14 protein-coding genes are annotated in these 16,908 nt (G+C 55.9%); 3 read left to right on the plus strand and 11 right to left on the minus strand.

Going from position 1 to position 16,908, the window contains the following annotated elements; genetic code table 11:
* The first annotated feature begins 5 nt into the window (after positions 1-5).
* A complete protein-coding gene (locus tag QQF73_RS18255; RefSeq protein ID WP_219868746.1) occupies positions 6-2,024 on the plus strand; it encodes an O-antigen ligase family protein in 2,019 nt (672 codons plus the stop codon).
* A 6-nt stretch (positions 2,025-2,030) separates the two neighbouring features.
* Here the strand turns inward: QQF73_RS18255 and QQF73_RS18260 are convergent, their stop codons facing one another.
* The 4 genes from QQF73_RS18260 to QQF73_RS18275 all read right to left on the minus strand — a co-directional run bounded on the left by QQF73_RS18260 (position 2,031) and on the right by QQF73_RS18275 (position 5,999).
* Positions 2,031-2,903 carry a polysialyltransferase family glycosyltransferase gene (locus QQF73_RS18260; protein ID WP_219868745.1) on the minus strand — a complete coding sequence of 291 codons (873 nt, stop codon included), beginning with the start codon at positions 2,901-2,903 and terminating at the stop codon, positions 2,031-2,033.
* A gap of 187 nt (positions 2,904-3,090) precedes the next feature.
* Positions 3,091-4,167 carry a CDP-glycerol glycerophosphotransferase family protein gene (locus QQF73_RS18265; protein ID WP_285369063.1) on the minus strand — a complete coding sequence of 359 codons (1,077 nt, stop codon included), beginning with the start codon at positions 4,165-4,167 and terminating at the stop codon, positions 3,091-3,093.
* Complete coding sequence (locus tag QQF73_RS18270) at positions 4,168-5,286, minus strand: glycosyltransferase family 4 protein (RefSeq protein ID WP_219868743.1); 1,119 nt, start codon at positions 5,284-5,286, stop codon at positions 4,168-4,170.
* Positions 5,283-5,999: a 3-deoxy-D-manno-octulosonic acid kinase gene (locus QQF73_RS18275; protein ID WP_285369064.1), complete on the minus strand. Its 717-nt coding sequence runs from the start codon at positions 5,997-5,999 to the stop codon at positions 5,283-5,285. The genes QQF73_RS18270 and QQF73_RS18275 overlap by 4 nt, the downstream gene beginning before the upstream one ends.
* A 154-nt stretch (positions 6,000-6,153) precedes the next feature.
* On the opposite strand from QQF73_RS18275, the gene QQF73_RS18280 reads away from it, so the two are divergent.
* Complete coding sequence (locus tag QQF73_RS18280) at positions 6,154-7,191, plus strand: glycosyltransferase family 9 protein (protein ID WP_285369065.1); 1,038 nt, start codon at positions 6,154-6,156, stop codon at positions 7,189-7,191.
* Between the two features lie 45 nt (positions 7,192-7,236).
* Here the strand turns inward: QQF73_RS18280 and QQF73_RS18285 are convergent, their stop codons facing one another.
* The 3 genes from QQF73_RS18285 to glnE all read right to left on the minus strand — a co-directional run bounded on the left by QQF73_RS18285 (position 7,237) and on the right by glnE (position 11,640).
* A complete protein-coding gene (locus QQF73_RS18285; RefSeq protein ID WP_219868740.1) occupies positions 7,237-7,644 on the minus strand; it encodes a DUF6165 family protein in 408 nt (135 codons plus the stop codon).
* 86 nt (positions 7,645-7,730) lie between these two features.
* A complete protein-coding gene (locus tag QQF73_RS18290) occupies positions 7,731-8,657 on the minus strand; it encodes a branched-chain amino acid transaminase (RefSeq protein ID WP_219868739.1) in 927 nt (308 codons plus the stop codon).
* Positions 8,658-8,736: 79 nt separating this feature from the next.
* A complete protein-coding gene (gene glnE, locus QQF73_RS18295) occupies positions 8,737-11,640 on the minus strand; it encodes a bifunctional [glutamate--ammonia ligase]-adenylyl-L-tyrosine phosphorylase/[glutamate--ammonia-ligase] adenylyltransferase (RefSeq protein ID WP_285369066.1) in 2,904 nt (967 codons plus the stop codon).
* 80 nt (positions 11,641-11,720) lie between these two features.
* On the opposite strand from glnE, the gene QQF73_RS18300 reads away from it, so the two are divergent.
* The gene (locus QQF73_RS18300) at positions 11,721-12,872 is read left to right on the plus strand and encodes a potassium channel family protein (RefSeq protein WP_219868737.1); all 1,152 of its coding nucleotides are present in this window, start codon (positions 11,721-11,723) and stop codon (positions 12,870-12,872) included.
* Positions 12,873-12,886: 14 nt separating this feature from the next.
* Here the strand turns inward: QQF73_RS18300 and QQF73_RS18305 are convergent, their stop codons facing one another.
* From QQF73_RS18305 to pip, 4 genes are all read right to left on the minus strand, one after another.
* Positions 12,887-13,750 (minus strand): CYTH domain-containing protein, encoded by an 864-nt coding sequence (locus QQF73_RS18305; RefSeq protein ID WP_219868736.1) that lies wholly within the window; start codon positions 13,748-13,750, stop codon positions 12,887-12,889.
* Positions 13,751-13,851: 101 nt separating this feature from the next.
* Positions 13,852-14,853, minus strand: a complete 1,002-nt coding sequence (locus QQF73_RS18310; protein ID WP_219868735.1) for a porin — start codon at positions 14,851-14,853, stop codon at positions 13,852-13,854.
* Between the two features lie 515 nt (positions 14,854-15,368).
* Entirely contained in the window at positions 15,369-15,812 is a 444-nt protein-coding gene (gene dtd / locus QQF73_RS18315) for a D-aminoacyl-tRNA deacylase (RefSeq protein WP_285369067.1), read from the minus strand.
* A gap of 92 nt (positions 15,813-15,904) precedes the next feature.
* Positions 15,905-16,867 carry a prolyl aminopeptidase gene (gene pip, locus QQF73_RS18320; protein WP_285369068.1) on the minus strand — a complete coding sequence of 321 codons (963 nt, stop codon included), beginning with the start codon at positions 16,865-16,867 and terminating at the stop codon, positions 15,905-15,907.
* Positions 16,868-16,908: the final 41 nt, after the last annotated feature.

Consider the following 16,908-nt stretch of genomic DNA (forward strand, 5'->3'; position numbering starts at 1 on the left):
CTGACATGACTGTGCCCTCCCGGACTTTACCACCTGCGCTGCTTCTGGTCGGACTTGGCGGAGCTCTTCTGTCCTCGAGCATCCTGGCGGGCGCCACCCTGCTTCTGGCCATTGCCGGTGGTGTATTTATTGCCCGGAAATCCCCATACAAGGCGGGCTGGGACACGCCGAAAGAACTGCGATTGCTGCACTTCGCGTTCTGGTTCTTCGTTCTGGTCAGTGTCTGCTCGTGGCTGTTCGAAGGCTTTGACTACGAGGGAAGCAAAACCCTGGGCTCTCATGCACGGTTCCTTGTGTTCTGGCCACTGGTCATCGCCCTCAGCTACATTGGCTTGCGGGCACAAACGATGTTTGTCGCTCTTGGCCTTGTTTCGCTGTCGGCCATTGGCGCTTTCATATCAGCACTGGCAAGCCAGCTGTGGTCCGTCGACCACCTGCTGACCATGCGTTTCGGTGGTGGAATCAATCCGATAAGTTTTGGCAATCTTGCACTACTGGGGGGCATACTGACGCTGGTCGGCGCTTCGTTCTTCCTGCGAACCGGGAAAAGAGTCCCGGCCGCCCTGTTCGCCGTGGCCGGCGTTTCTGCAGCCGTCATATCCATGCTTTCCGAAACCCGAAGCAATCTGGTCGCACTGCCCTTTCTTTTGCTTGTCTGCCTACCTCTTGTCGGCAAGAAAGCACGAATTGCCGGCCTGATTCTGATTCCTGTCCTGCTGGCACTGGCTATCGTCTCCGGCGATCGCATGGCCCAATCCGTCCAGGCGCTGATGAACGGTGGTACCCTCGATAATGGCATGGCCATACGCTTGGAGGTCTGGGGACTGGCTTGGGACATGTTCATGGACCATCCATGGACCGGCGTTGGTTTGGGCGGCTACACACACGTCATTGAATCCGCTGTGGCAAATGGTGACGCGACCCAATACCTGCTCACCTGCTGTTCGGGGCACGCACACAGCGACTTCTTCAACAACGCTGCCACCAGCGGCATCCCGGGCATCCTGAGCTGGGCACTGGTGATTTTCATCCCACTGGCAATCTTCGCCCGGCATCTTTTCAGCAAACACCTCCCCACCGCACACCTGGCGACGGCGGGCGTTCTTGTCAGCGTCGGGTATTTTTTCTTTGGCTTGACGGAAGCCACGTTCAACCGGAATCTGTTTCTGACCTTTTACCTGCTTGCCATCGCGGGAATTGCCTCGGCCCTGTTTCACGAACTGAGTGCTTCGTATGTTCGGCAGCGCAACCGCAAGGTCTCTGCGACCATTATCACCAAAAACGAGGAAGCCCATATTGCCGATTGCCTGAAGTCGGCGCGACTGGTAGCCGACGAGGTCATCGTGCTCGACAGCGGCAGCTCGGACCGAACCGCAGAAATTGCGAGAGAGTATGCCGACGTAGTCGAAGTCACCGATTGGCCAGGCTTCGGCATTCAGAAGCAAAGGGCCCTGGAAAAGGCGACAGGAGAATGGGTACTTTCACTGGATGCCGACGAGCGTGTGACACCGGAACTGGCCCGGGAAATCAATCACCATCTTGCCGACCCCGACGCCGATGCCTACAAGCTGCCCTGGGCAGTTACGATCTATGGCACGCGTCTCGACTTCGGTCGCAGCGGCCGCGCGCCCCTGCGCCTGTTTCGCCGCGAGGGTGTGAGTTTTTCCGACGCCCTGGTTCATGAACGGATCCTGATTCCTGAGGGCCGAAAGGTAAAAACCCTGCGAGGCCGACTGACCCACTACACGCACCGGGATTTCGGTCACTCCCTGGAAAAAAGCGCCAAATACGCATGGCTGGGCTCACTGGAAAAACACCGCAAGGGCAAGAAAACCCGGACAATGCTATACCCGACGCTAAGAGGCCTGATGACCTTTGTTCAGGTTTATTTCATCCGGTTCGGATTTCTTGATGGCGCGGTAGGGTACTTGACGGCGGTGACCTATGCCCAGGTCACGTTCAATAAGTATGCAGGGCTATGGACGCTGTCGCGGGAGGAAAGGAGTAACAAAGCACGGGAATAGCCTGCTCTATTCCGGCACCGCGAACGAATGCAAACCCGTTGTCTTCACACCAATTTGGTGAAGCATTTCGACAATTTCGTCGTAGTAAGGAAGTCTGGATGCGAGGATCTTGTCATCAATCTGGAAAACCTGCATCTCAGGGAAAATCTTCTTGATCGTGAACAGGGCCGTTGAGGCAAAACTGTAGAACCCGAGGTAAGATTCTCCGGACAGGGCCACCTCGACCTCAATTGGGCGGCCCGCTTGCCGGATTTCCACCGGAAAGCCTCCAAGCACCTTCTCAAGCTCCTCGGGAACCTCCTTACGGTGGAGAAAATACAGGATGCGAGCATCTTTGTGGCGCTGGACTACGAGCTGCATTTGCATCTTAAGCTGCTCCAGTCGCTCCATTCCTCCAAAGGGCTGTCCGAGAAAGGCGACGACAGGCCTGTTTCCCGAACGTTGCATCTGGGTTCTGAATGTCCGTCGAAACAGGGGAAAATCGTGAACCTCTACGCTTATCCGTTCGGAATCAGACAAGGGGAAGCAAGTAAAAAAAGCGATAGCACTTGTGTCACGTGCCCGGTTGAGCTGAATACCCATGGCAGCCAGGATGCGCCGCTTCCCGCTCGAAACCCTGGAATGGAAAGTTTCATCGTGAATGGCATGGTAGTACTTGACGGTCGCCAGACCATCATCGACAAAGACCACCTGACCACTATCGAGACCAAGATAAAAGGCCTCGTGGACCCAGCTATTCTTGTTTCCGATAAAGAGGCAAGCAATCAAACGACTCGATAGCTTCCGGAAAATAGAGGCCAGCTTAAAATAAAACGATGTCTTTCCAAGAAATACTGTCTGCTGATCGTTCCAGCCCAACGAATCGGCCAGGAACGCCATCTGCGACTCCGTTTCTTTGTTGTCAGGCCTGGCCACAATCAATACACAAGAGTCAGCCGAACATCCATAATGCTCCCGAGCCTCGGAACAGCTGATGAGCTGCAACGGTGTACTGGCAACGAAAACGTTGATGGAACTCCGATTGCTGTTCAAGCTCTTGCGCTCCCGAGTCATGAAGGGTAATCGCTCATTGTACCTGCCGAAGGCCGTGCTTGAGTTCCCTTCGCAAGCGACGCCTCACCTTGACCTTTCTGAGTAGGTTTAGAGGCTTTCGTTTTAACCCCGACTGTTTGTTGACCAGAAAATCCTCTACCGCATCCAGAACCCGCTCGCTGGAACGGCCATCGCGAAAACTGTGCAGCTCATTGCAGAGCGCCCGAGTCTCGCCCATCAGATCCTGAGGGTAATTAAGCGCTTTTTCCAGTGCCGGCTCCACATCCCGCTCGTCATCCACATCTATGAGGTAGGGGCCTGGCATCTTTGTCCTGAAAGTAACCACGGGACGATCCAGGAACATGAATTCAAACATGATTGACGACGTGTCGCACAGCATGACGTCGGCTTCTGGCAGGATCGGCAGCAAGTCCTCATCACTCTCCACAAAGCGAAGGTGATCTCCCGAAAGCTTGCGATACTGCTCAACTACGGCTGGCTCCATCTTGGGATGAAGTGTCACAATAAACTTCCAACGGCCACTTGAAGCCAACTCCCCAATTTTCTTCACTAGAGCCGGCGCCGAAGTCACGGAGCGACTAAAAGTCGATGCGTAGAACACAACAGGAAGCTCGCCCTGCCCACGAGGTCGCGGCCCTTGTGCCGCGTTTTTCAATAGCGGGTCCAGTTTCGGCCAGCCCGTGCGGGCAACCGCAAAATGTTGCTTAAGTTCAGCCAGTTGCTGGAATTTCGCAGTATCTTTCTCGGCGTGAGTGCAGTAAAGGTCAAACCAGCCCCTGATACGATAGTGGTCACTTTCATCTTCGCTACTGTGGCCACGTTTGTTGCGCGCCATTCCATGGAACACCTCGACCTTGATACCCGGGAAAAAGTAAGGAACCCAGTCTCCGGGAACAAAGGTGGCATCGGCGTTGAACTCCATGACCTCTTTCACGGTCTTGAGGTGACGCTCATCCGGACCCAGGGGCTCCGCTGTGCACCCAGCCACGAACCACGCCGCCTCTCCTCCTCGCCGGCGAATTTCGTCCTGCAGGGGACGAAGAATCGAGTAGGAATAGGGCTGATTGACAAAAAACAGATAACGGCGCATTCAGTTCCTGCCTGTTAAAGACTTATACAGATCCCCGGTCTCACGGATGGTCTGGGAGGTGTGGAAATGAGTGGCGATCCGGTTCTTGGCTGCCTGACCAAGCTGGGTCAGCAAGTCCCGATCGCGATACAGACGCTCAATCGCTTCAGCCAGCGCGGCACTACTTTTCGGAGGAATGACCAGACCGCTCACGCCATCCTCAACCAGTTCCGGCATGCCGCCCACACAAGTCACAACAGGGGTGACGCCATAAACCATCGACTCGATCACCGCTCGCGGCAACCCTTCCCGCTCTGTGGATGGCAATACAAAGACATCACTGGCAGCGGCAATAGCGGGGGCGTCGTTGCGGTAGCCGGTAAAATGAATTCGCTCAGAATGGGGTGACCGAGCGACCAGTTCTTTTATCTCCTCATTCTTGTCCACGTCACCCACCAGTAGCAAATGAGGCGCCACGCCCGACGGAAGCTCGCCCATCGCGTTCACCAGCACATCGAATCCCTTTCGAGGTGAGTTGCGCCCTGTGCAACAGACCACAAAGTCGTCTTCCTGAACGCCAAACTCACTCAGATCCGCAGGCTCCGCCTGATACCAGTCAAGATCATGCCCCTTGTAAATCCGCTGGAGTTTCGAGTCGGGAATGCGCATCCAGAGAAACTTCAGACTCGCCAGGTAGTCCTTTATGGCGTCCGCAACACAAACAATCTTGCTGACCCGCGGATGAAGGAACGTTATCCACGACTCGGGGTTGAGAAAGCTGATGTTCCCGATGACCCCGCGATAGGCAACGATCCTGATATCGGTTCCTTTCGATGCTTTAATACCGCAGGCCAGGGCTCTGGGATTATAGGCGTGAATAATCTCGTAATTTTTCTTAGTGAGCTGCTCCCGGATCGCGGCTATGCCGGCCTTGTCGAAGCGGCTTTCCAGCGCCATCGGCTGCGCAACCATGCCTTCATCAACCAGCCGCTGATAGTTCCGACCCTCGGGGTTGCACATAACGTCCACGTCGAAACCCGCCTTCTTCAGTCCGATGAACAGTTCTGTCTCCGGTCGGTCGCATGCGTCTGTCAGACACAGTACGGCTGGCAGCGAGGTATTTTTCTGTTGGTCGATCAAGCGGATTGACTCCCGTTATATCCGTTCATAAATGCATCCCAGACCTTCTGTTGCGCGGCTTCACCCGCCACTTTTCTCAGAGATCTGGCAAATCGTTCAAGGTTGGCATTTTTCCAGTTGGATGGCGATCCGGATGGCCTTATCTGCCCCTTATCGAAGTCGATCAGGTAGAACAATGATCCCTTGACCAGGACATTGAAGCAGTTCAGATCCGCGTGGCGAACGCCAGCGTCGTGGAAGCGCCGAATGGTCTGCCCCAACGAATACCAGTCATCGGGCTGAAGCTGAGTAATCAGCTCGGCAAGCGGCACCGTCTCGTCGAGCCTCTCAATAATAATGGCTGCTTGATACTGCACCGGAGACACTTTCCGGTACCAGGCAGCCACTGCCTTCGGTACCGGCAGCCCCATGTGGTGAAGTTGGTTCAACAGCCGAAACTCCGAGAACGAACGCACGTCCTGTTCCCGGGTATAGAAGTAAGCCCTTTCTGATAGCCTGGCTACCAGGCCACCACGACGATACTCCCGCAATACAAGCCGGCTTCCATCGGCATCAATGAACCAGGCAGCCCCGCGCCCTCCGCTGCTTACAGGCTGGGCTTGCGCTCCCCAATAATCCGGATCGAACCAGTCAACTGTGACCCTGCCCTCGTAATCCGGATGAATGAGCAATCCTGAGCCCGCTCGCCGTTCACAGATTTCAGACTCGACCATGGATCCCCGTGCGCCAGAAAATGAGAGCCGTCCACAAGCCAGACAGGTATCGGGACGTCTGCCGGCGAGTAATATAGAATGGCGGCCAGTTTACCAATGATTAGCTGTAAACCTCTACAAACCTGTTTTCGAACATGCCATGGATCCCCTCCCAATGAAGTCGATCTGCATTCTCCGCCTGTCCGCCATTGGCGATGTCACACACGTTGTTCCCGTTGTTCTGAGCCTCCAGGAACAACTTCCCGGCGTAAAAATCACCTGGGTCATTGGCAAAATAGAAGCGAAGCTGATTGGCGACCTTTCCGGTGTCGAATTCATCATTTTCGACAAGAAGGCGGGTCGCCAAGGCTACTCGGAGCTGCGTCAAACCATGAAAGGTCGCAGGTTCGACGCTTTGTTGCACATGCAGGTTGCCTTCCGCGCCAACCTGGCGTCGGCCTGCATTCGTGCCAGGCTCCGCGTGGGCTACGACAAAGCGCGGAGCAAGGACCTTCACAGCCTGTTCATCAACCGACGGATCCAGCCGGCTCACCACCAGCACGTCCGCGACTGCCTGGCGAGTTTCCTGGAGCCGCTAGGGCTCGAACCTGCCGCTCCAAAATGGATCATTCCCCTGGCCGACAGCGACCACGTCTTCGCCCGTGAGCATCTCGCGTCAGATCGACGCAATCTGGTGATCAGTCCATGTGCGAGCCACACACTGCGTAACTGGCCGGCAGACCATTATGCCCAGTTGGCCGACCACGCCATTCGCGCCCATGGAATGAAAGTAATCCTGGTGGGCAGTCCGGCGCCTTTTGAAGCCGACTATTGCGCTGCCATCGAAAACCGGATGACGGAAACCGCACACAACATCTGCGGTAAAGACACCCTGAAACAGCTCACCGCCCTCATGACACACGCCGATCTGGTGGTGGCCCCCGATACCGGTCCGGCTCACATAGCCAGCGCCGTGGGCACTGACGTCCTTGGACTGTATGCAGCCAGCAACCCTGACCGCTCGGGCCCGTACAACTCACTGCAGTGGTGTGTAAACCGTTATCCGGAGGCGCTGAAGCAATTCACCGGCAAGTCGGTCGAAGAGGCCCGATGGGGCACCAAGGCGGAATTCGAAGGGGCGATGGAACTGGTCACGGTAAAAGACGCAACCGATAAGCTGGACCAGTGGATTGAGAGCAAAACCCGCCACTGATACGGAGCAGCCAAAGACTGCCGCCCCGTATCGGGGCTGCCGGGACTACGACTTCTTCGCGGTATAATCCTGATAGGACTTTTCTTCCACGAAACGTGAACCGAGCGCGAGGTTCACGTCTTTCTTGATCGCGGCGCGCTTGTCATTCGTTACGTATACCGCCCGGGCCAACTCAATAAAACGCGGACCAAAATCCTGTTCAGCTTCCTGGTCCCGGATATCGTCTTCGATCTCCCACAGTGCTTCATTCACGGCCTTGAGCTGTTTTCTCAGATCGGCGATGGCGCTCTGATCCTCGACGGCTTGGTCCCAGGTTGCGCTGAGCTCGTCCAGTTCCAGGCGCACATTCCTTACCTTTGCCTCATCCTTGATGCGCTCGGATTTGATTTCAAGGATCGTAATTTTGTCGAGGACCTCGCCGAAGGAGACGGGGACTTTAATGACGTCTGCCATGTGCTGTTCCTGAAAATTGAATGAATTTAAACAACAAGGCCGCCTGACTGTTCTGAACAGAAGGCGGCCTGGGGATTTCTCGCTGATCAGCTGTTAACCAGCGTCAACCAGCTGCTTCGGGCTTCGAGCTTGCCCTTGACCGCATCGAAGTACATACCCTGCAACTTCTCGGTAACCGGTCCGCGCTTGCCGGCGCCGATTACCCGGCCATCAAGTTCGCGGATCGGCAGCACTTCCGCGGCCGTGCCCGTAAAGAAGGCCTCCTCGGCGATGTACACCTCGTCACGGGTAATGCGACGCTCCTTGACCGGAATATTCAACTCGTTGGCAAAATCGAGGATGGTCTGACGGGTAATCCCCTCCAGGCACGAGGTCAGTTCCGGCGTATGCAGCACACCATCGCGAATGATGAAGATGTTCTCGCCCGACCCTTCCGCAACGTAGCCCTCGTTATCGAGCAGCAACGCTTCCTCACAGCCGCAGGCAATCGCTTCATTCAGGGCCAGCATGGAATTGATGTAGTTGCCGTTGGCCTTCGCCTTGCACATGGTGATGTTGACGTGGTGGCGGGTGTAGGAGGAGGTCCGCACCTTAATCCCCAATTCCTTGGCTTCCGGAGACATGTAGGACGGCCAGCTCCAGGCGGCAACCATCACATGAACTTTCAGGTTGTCAGCGCGAAGCCCCATGCCCTCAGAACCCAGAAACACCATGGGCCGCAGGTAGGCTTCGTCAAGATTGTTCTCCCTAACGGCTGCACACTGGGCAGCATTAAGCTCATCCTTGCTGAACGGCATCTTCATATTGAGGATGTGGGCAGAACGGAACAATCGATCGGTGTGGTCTTTCAGACGAAAAATCGCCGGACCGTTCGCGGTGTTATAGGCCCGCACACCCTCAAAACAGCCGAGGCCATAATGCAGAGTATGAGTCAGCACGTGGGTTTTGGCTTCCCGCCAGGGAACCATTTCGCCATCCAGCCAGATGAGGCCATCGCGATCAGCCATCGACATTCTTCGTTGCTCCTAAAAAAGCGGTTTTCGGGGAACCGGCATTCTAGCAGGAAATTTCTCAATAAAGAAGCATAGCAAGCTAATTAATCATGATTCGTTGCCACATGGCCCGGATATACTCACGCTCTTCGGGAAAAGCGGCTGCTTCGACCTGGCTGTTGAGGTTCTGCAGAGCCCGCCGGTGAATGGTGGAGCGGAGGGCAATGAAAACATCCCGCAGCTTCTCCGTGTCCTCAACCGGCATGACCCCCACTCTCCCCAGCTCTTCCATCTGTCGAATGTTGTCTGACCACTGGGTCAGCTCGGGATGCTCTGAACTGTATGCCAGCATCAGATACTGAACCATGAATTCGATATCCACGATCCCTCCCGTGTCATGCTTGATATGAAACACTTCCTGCTGGCGATGGTCCGGTGTGCCCAGGCTGGCACGCATCCGCTCCCGCATGTCCACCACTTCCGCCCGGAGTTTATCCCGATCCCGAGGTTGGCACAGGATCTCGTGACGAATCGCTTCAAACCCGGCCAGCGTTTCCTGACAACCCGCTACCCCGCGGGCACGGGCGAGCGCCTGATGTTCCCAGGTCCAGGCATCGTTACGCTGATATTTTTCGAAGGCCTGAAGCGTACTGACCAGCAGTCCCGAATTGCCTGACGGCCGCAGCCTCATATCCACTTCGTAGAGCAAACCCGCCGGGGTCTGGGTATTGAGAATATGAACAATCCGCTGCCCCAGACGGGTATAAAAAACGGCGTTGTCGATGGCTTTCTCACCATCGGTCGAGAGCTCCGGATCGGCATTGTGTACAAACACCAGATCCAGATCGGAGGTGTACCCCATTTCGATACCGCCCAGCTTTCCGTAGCCAATGATCGCAAAGTCGGTTTCATAGGCGGAACCGTCCGCCCGCTTCGGATAGCCATGGCGACTCACCAGATTGGAAAACGCCACGTCAACCACGTGATCCAGCACCACCTCCGCAAGCCAGGTCAGATAATCACTGACCTTCATCAACGGCAGGGTCCCTTTCAGTTCAGAGGCCGCCAAGCGCAGAATATGCGCCTTCTTGAAATGGCGCAGGGATTCCATCTGCTCCTCAAGGTCCTCAAAGGGAATTCTCAGCATCTGTTGCCGCAGATCATCCTGCAATTCCTCCTTGGCCGGAGGATGGTACAGGCTTTCTGCGTTCAGAAGTTCATCCAGAAGCAATGGCGTTTCCGCAAGCTGCCGGGCAATCCAGGGGCTTTCACTACAGAGCTTGACCAGTTGGGTCCGTGCCCCGGGGTTCTCCAGCAACAGCACCATGTAGGCAGTCCGCCGGAGTATCGCGTCGACCAGTTGCAGAACCCGGAACAGAGTCTCGGAAGGGTTGTCGACCTGCGTCAGCGCCTCCAGCAAAACCGGCATGAACTGATTCAGGCGGGTGCGCCCCTGGGTCTGCATGGTCTGGACTGTCCGGTTTTCCCGAAGATCCTTCAGCGCCTGGCAGGTTGCCGGCGCATCCTCATAACCATGATCTGCCAGCCACTGCGCTGATGCAGCTTCATCGATTTCCGCCAGCCAGAGCTCATGCCAGCCTTCTTCGAGTGCCCCGGCGCCCGACTGGTCATCGTCATCGGTCGCAATGATGTTGGCAAAATGGGTTGCGACCCGCTGCCGGTGCTCATCCAGTGCCGTCTCGCACGAACGCCAGTCGTCATGCCCCATGATCAGGGCGATACGGGCCTGGCTCAGGTCATCGGCCGGTAACAGCTGGGTTTGTTTGTCTTCCATGCCCTGCAGGGCATGCTCGAGATTGCGCAAGAAAACGTACGCCTCTCTCAATTCCTTAACCACCTGCGGTGGCAACAGCTCAAGTGCCTCCAACTCCTGGAGGATAGCCAGCAATTCACGCTGCTGGAGCTCACGATCTCGGCCACCACGAATCAACTGAAATGCCTGCACCACAAACTCGATCTCACGAATACCGCCGCTGCCAAGCTTGATGTTGTTCTCAAGCCCCTTCCGGCGCACCTCACGGCTGATCATAGCCTTCATGCTGCGCAGTGATTCGAACGCACTGAAATCAATGTACTTGCGATAAACAAAGGGCCGCAGGCTCGTCATCAGAACCCGACCGGCGGACTGGTCTCCCGCCACTACCCGGGCCTTTACCATGGCGTAGCGCTCCCAATCCCGTCCCTGATCCTGGTAGTAGGCTTCGAGCGCGGCGAAACTGAGTGCAAGGGCACCACTTTGCCCATAGGGCCGCAGCCGCATGTCGACACGGAAGACAAAACCATCCGCCGTTATCTGATCCAGAGCCTGGATAAGACGTTGGCCCAGCCGGATAAAAAAGGTCTGGTTATCCAGAGAACGCGGTCCACCTTGAGTTTCCCCGTTCCCGGGGAACGCAAAAATCAAATCGATATCGGAAGAGACATTCAGCTCACGGCCACCGAGCTTACCCATTCCGAGCACGACCATTTTCTGGGGTGCTTCCTGGCCGGTGGCCGGATCCGTTCCCCAGGGCGTTCCGGACTGCTTGCAGGCATCCTCATAAAGCCAGTCGAGAGCCCCCTGAATACAGGTATCCGCAAAGGCACTGGTCGCAGCGATGGTTTCGTCCAGATCCGCCCAGCGCATCAGGTCGCGCCATATGATTCGGAACTGGGCCTCACGACGGAACTGGCGTAGCGCTGAATGCAGAGAGGCCTCATCGTTTACCCTGGCGAGGTACTCCTGCCAGCGATGCGCCAGATACTCCGGGGTCGTCGGCTCGCCGAGCGGACGGGGCTGGAGGAAGACGCGGACCTGCTCCGGGTGACGCTCGAGGGTCTGTCTCAGAAACAGACTGCGGGCGATGGCACCGGCCACCACCTCTTCAGACATCCCCTCAGTTGCCTCCAGCCAGTCAGGAAAGCCCTCCGGAAATACCGATTCCCAACTGGAAGCGAGGTCTTCCGCTAAGGGTGCGGGAAGGGAGCTCCACGGCTCGGACATAATGCAAACCCCTGTCTCTCTGTTATATTTCCGGTACTGTATAACGAACTCAACCGCGACTGAACAGGCCGTACCCACGGATGCAGAGAAACCGACGCCCGCTTAATCCGGAACACCAGCAGACCCACCTCCCCATGGGGGGACTGATTCGGCACAGGATGAAACGCCTGTTCCTGATACTGGCGGGGCTCCTGTCCGTTCAGATTCTTGTCATCTGGACCGTCGAAGATCTGAACCTGTTCGAGTCAGTTTGGATTACCATGACCACGGTATCCACCGTCGGCTATGGGGATTTCGCACCCAAGACACTGGTCGGACGGTTGAGCACCATTCTGGTCATGTTCGTCGGGGCAATCACCCTGCTAACGCTGATCGTCAGTGACTTTATCGAGTACCGGTTCTATCGCCGGGAACGCATTCTTACCGGGAGGTGGATCTACAAAATGAACGACCACATCGTCATGATCAATACGCCTCAGAGTGGCGGCGAACAGTACTTTATGCGTTTTGCCTCACAGGTCCGCTCGGTACCAGGCTACGAGACCATACCGATCATGCTGCTGACCCGAAAGTTCCCAAACGGCCTGCCCACCGAACTGTCCGATGTCGGCATTGTGCACTACCATGGCTCCGGCTTCGATCCACAGGCTTTAAAAGCGGTTCATGCCGGCGGTGCGCGGCACATCATTGTTCTTGCCGCGGACGAATGCGATCCCTACTCGGACAGCTTGACCTTCGACATCGCCCACCGCCTCAGCGAGCGCAATCTGGGCGGTCGCACCACGGTGGAGTGTGTCTCCGATGACAATCGGTCGCGGTTCAAGGCACTGGGCATCCGGACCATCATCCGGCCGGTGCGAACCTACCCGGAAATCATGGTGCGCTCGGTCGTTGCGCCCGGTTCGGAAAAGGTTCTGGAAGATTTGTTCAACTATGAGCACGACCACCCCCACCGCTACGACCTGACCCTCGACGATCTCAACTGGGCGGACATTGTCAGCGCGCTGGTTCGCCATGGCATTGGCACCGCGCTGGCCTATATCGATAACGACGATGAAGTGATCTGCCACCCACCGACGACGGAGGAAATCGAAGGCAAGGGACTGATTGTCCTGGTTAAGTCCGCGAATACGCCGAGTGTCGAGCTGGTTCAGGAAGCGCTGGACAGGTACCGGGCCTTCATCGCCAGCTGGCACGAGAAAACCAAACCGGCGGCAAAGTCCTCGACGTAATCCTGAACGGCTGCTCAGCCGGCAACCAATGCCGTCTGCAGCTGCCCCAGGGTCACGCTCTCCAGCATGTCTGCAACCACCTTGCTGTCCTTTAGGGATTGGATGATGTTTTCGAACTGGACACCGACGCCATTCCGTCGGGCCGTTGCCGCGACACCGGTCAAGTCTACCTGGTCCAAAGGGAAGGGCTCTCCGGTTAACCAGCACAGACTGAGTCCATGAAGGAATTCGGTCACCGAGATCGCCTTAGCCTCACCAGCCCTGACAACCGGACCCGGAGCATAAAGCCCCGCCAGGTAATAGCCCTGCTCGGCCTTGCTCACCAGATTGAGAAAAACCGGGACTTGACTGGCCAGTTTTTGGGCCCAGCCAATCAATGCCTTTGAATCTCCGGCCTTCAGCTCGAACTCGACTTCGTTAAGCGGGCGGAAACGGGCGCCACTCAAGACCTGACCGCGATCAATGGCGACCTCAATGCTGCTGTGGTCGTCATGCAGCATGACGATCTGACGTTCGAAGTTGGTCTCGAAGACTGTTCGCAGACGCTCAAGACTGATCTGACCGGCCAGGGGCGTCTCTGCCAACAGCCCAAGATCCAGTTCAGCCGACGGTAAAGGCCATTCCCATTCCTGACGCCTGTGAGCGCCCGCCACAAAGTCGCCCTTTGTTTTCAGCGTCTGAATGAAGCGGTCACCGGACTGACGAACCCTGAGCGCGGCTTTCTGCCCGTTAAGCTCTGCATCCGGGGTGTCATAGTACCGGTTGATCAGCACTTTTTTGTTTTCCCGAGTGGCTTCGGGCTGATCCAGCAGCCAGTCCAATGCCGACGCCAGATCCTCTGGCTTGAGGGTGAGCTTTATTTCCAGCTCTTCAGCCATACAGCACTCCTGACACTATTGATCTTTTCAGAATACATAAAAAAACCGGCGACCCGAAGGTCACCGGTTTTCGATTACGACTGAATTAGTGGTTAGCTAAATCAGAAGTAGTAGACAGCACCAACTACGAGGTCAGTGGTGTCAACATCAGCAACGCCGCTGTCTGCGTTGTTCAGGTAACCTTCGACGTACACGTACATGTTGTCGGACAGGTTGTGCAGAGCCTGGGCAGTGATAGTGGAAGTTTCTTCGTCGGTGTTGTCCGCATCAGCAAACTCGTAGGACAGAGCGAAGGTGTTCGCGCCGATAGAGTAGCCACCGAACAGACCCCATGAATCGCCTACGTCCTTGCGAGTCTGGTACTGAGCAGTCACGCGCAGATCGCCAGCAGTGTAGCTACCACGAACACCATAAGTGTTTTCGTTGTTCACGCTGCTGCCATCAACGTTGCTTGAGTAAGCGCGGTCACCGTCGTTGGAATCCATGGCGACGGCCAGTTCGAATGCGTCAACTGAGTAAGTCGCAGCCAGCTGGTACGGGTAGGACTTCTCGCCCTTGTCACCGTCACCGTTGAACTGAACGGCACCGTGCAGCGCCAGGCCGCCGAAGCTCGGAGTGCTGTACTGGATCAGGTCGCCTTCACCAGTGTCGTAAGAGCCACCAACGCTCAGCGCAGCGTACTCGTAGTAGTTGGCGATTTCGTCAACGGCGCTCTCGTAGGTGGAGTCGTCAGAACCAACCCAAACCTGGCCGAAGCTGTCACCCTTCACACCGATGTAGGCTTCGTCAAATGCGTTCAGACCGCCGTTGCCAGCCTTGTCGTCCGCGTCGAATTCGAGCTCAGCCTTGAAGAAACCAGTGATGCCTGGCGCGATTTCGTGGTCGTGCTTGAAGCCGATGGTAGAACCGTTATCGTAGTGACCGATTTCGGAACCAGCGTCTTCTACGTCACGGTGGGCAACCGCCAGCTGGATGTTACCGTAAACGGTCGGCATGGAGTCCATCTTGGCTGCCAGCTCGGAAGCTGACATTTCCATCTGTGCCAGCGCGGAGCCAGAGAAGGTCGCTGCTGCAATAGCGGATGCGATGAGCGTTTTTTTCATTTTGCGTCTTCCTTTTTGAGTTAACTCAGGTTTTAGCGACGGGTTCTTATCCCGATTTTTTAAGGCATAACCAGTCTTTGCTGGATAGGCCCGATTCTGCATTACCCCTATGTCAGATTTGTTACACATGGGATAACTTTTCTTCTAGTTATGTAGACCCACTCTCCGGCAGGTCTATTTAGCTCAGTCACTTACAAGACTTTATTAAAGTCCTGCATGATGAACCTGTTTTAATACAGTGAACCTGTTTTTGCAAACATTTGGCGGTGCATTTTTAGCTCGTTTCGCACCAGAAACGCAAGTATTTATGCGATCCAGCACCAAGGAGCAACCTGAACCCTGTGTAACAATTCCGGGGCCAGATTATCTTTAACGGTTCTTAATCAACACGTTACATCAAAAAAAGTGTCACAAATACGTTACACAGGGGGTCAGACCCCACTTTTACGCACCAATAAAAAACATCGGGCACTGGACCGCACTTTTGTTGTGCGTTACGGCCATACTAAACACAGTCATACCTCGAGCATGAACGTTACAGGGCCATCATTGACCAGATGGACTTTCATATCGGCGCCGAATCGACCCTGCCCCACTCGTTCGCGTCCGATTTGCATCTGGGCCTCTGCAAGAAACCGGCGGTACAGTTCGCTGGCGAGTTCAGGGGCGGCCGCGTAAGAAAAACCTGGACGGGTGCCCGATGACGTATCTGCGGCAAGGGTAAACTGGGGAACAACGAGAATGGATCCGCCGGTGTCGACAAGACTTCGGTTCATGCGGCCATGTTCATCGGGGAACACCCGGTAGGTGAGAATCCTGCGGCACAGGTTCCGGACTTCTGATTCGCTATCTTCACGCTCTACGCCGAGCAACAACACCAGACCGGGACCGATCGAAGCAATTTGCTCACCGCCCGTAACTACGCTGGCTTCCGATACTCGCTGGATCAGCCCTTTCATGCATCTCTCTGAGGAAAATCTTGCGGCGGAACATCAAATCGAAAACGAGTCTATCGGCGGGATTAACGAATCGCAACCGTCAAAAAGCACGACTAGCTCGCACTTTTCCCAGATTTTGCAACCACCTCTTCGACCCCTCTCAGGAGGGCGTCGACAATGGCAGGCTCGGAGGCGGAGTGTCCGGCATCCCGAATGATCCTGAGATCCGCACCGGGCCAGGCCTTGCTGAGAGCCAGAGCATTATCCAGCGGACACACCATGTCATAACGTCCGTGAACAATAATTCCCGGAATACCTGTCAGCCTATGGGCATCGCGAACTATCTGGTTTGGCTCCAGAAACGCCTCATTCATGAAGTAGTGGCACTCGATCCGGGCGAGAGCTATCGCCACATGTGGGTGTCCGAAGTGTTCAACTACTCTCGGGTTCGGATGCAACGTCGCGCATCGCCCCTCCCATACAGACCAGGCCTTGGCGGCCTGAATCTGTTCCAGTTCGTTAGAGCTTGTCAGTTTTTTGTAATAGGCAGAAACCATGTCGGCACGCTCACCCTCGGGTACTTGTTCCTCGAATTCCTGCCAATAGTCCGGAAACACCCGACTGGCACCGTCCTGGTAGAACCATTGGATATCCCGCGGCCGACAAAGAAAAATGCCTCGCAACACCAGACCCAAGACTCGTTCCGGATAGGCCTGCGCGTACACCAGACTGAGCGTCGACCCCCAACTACCTCCGAACAGGAGCCAACGCTCCACGCCGAAAAACGAGCGAACGGTCTCCATGTCCTCAACGAGCTTATCCGTACTGTTGCCCTCCAGTTCCGCTAACGGAGTGGATCGGCCAGCGCCCCTCTGATCCATAAGGATGATGCGGAAACGTTCGGCATCAAAGAAGCGCCTTTGGTACTCCTCACACCCACCACCAGGCCCACCGTGAACAACGAGGACAGGGATACCTTCAGGGTTGCCGCTTTCCTCGACATACAGCTCGTGAGGGGACTCAACGGCAAGGCGATGCTGGGCATTCGGCTTGATTTCCGGGTAGAGCGTGAGCATCAGGCGCTCCTGAAAGGGGTTTAACCGGAGTGTAGCTGAAC

This window comes from Marinobacter albus, from assembly GCF_030238305.1.
Taxonomy (GTDB): Bacteria; Pseudomonadota; Gammaproteobacteria; order Pseudomonadales; family Oleiphilaceae; genus Marinobacter; species Marinobacter albus.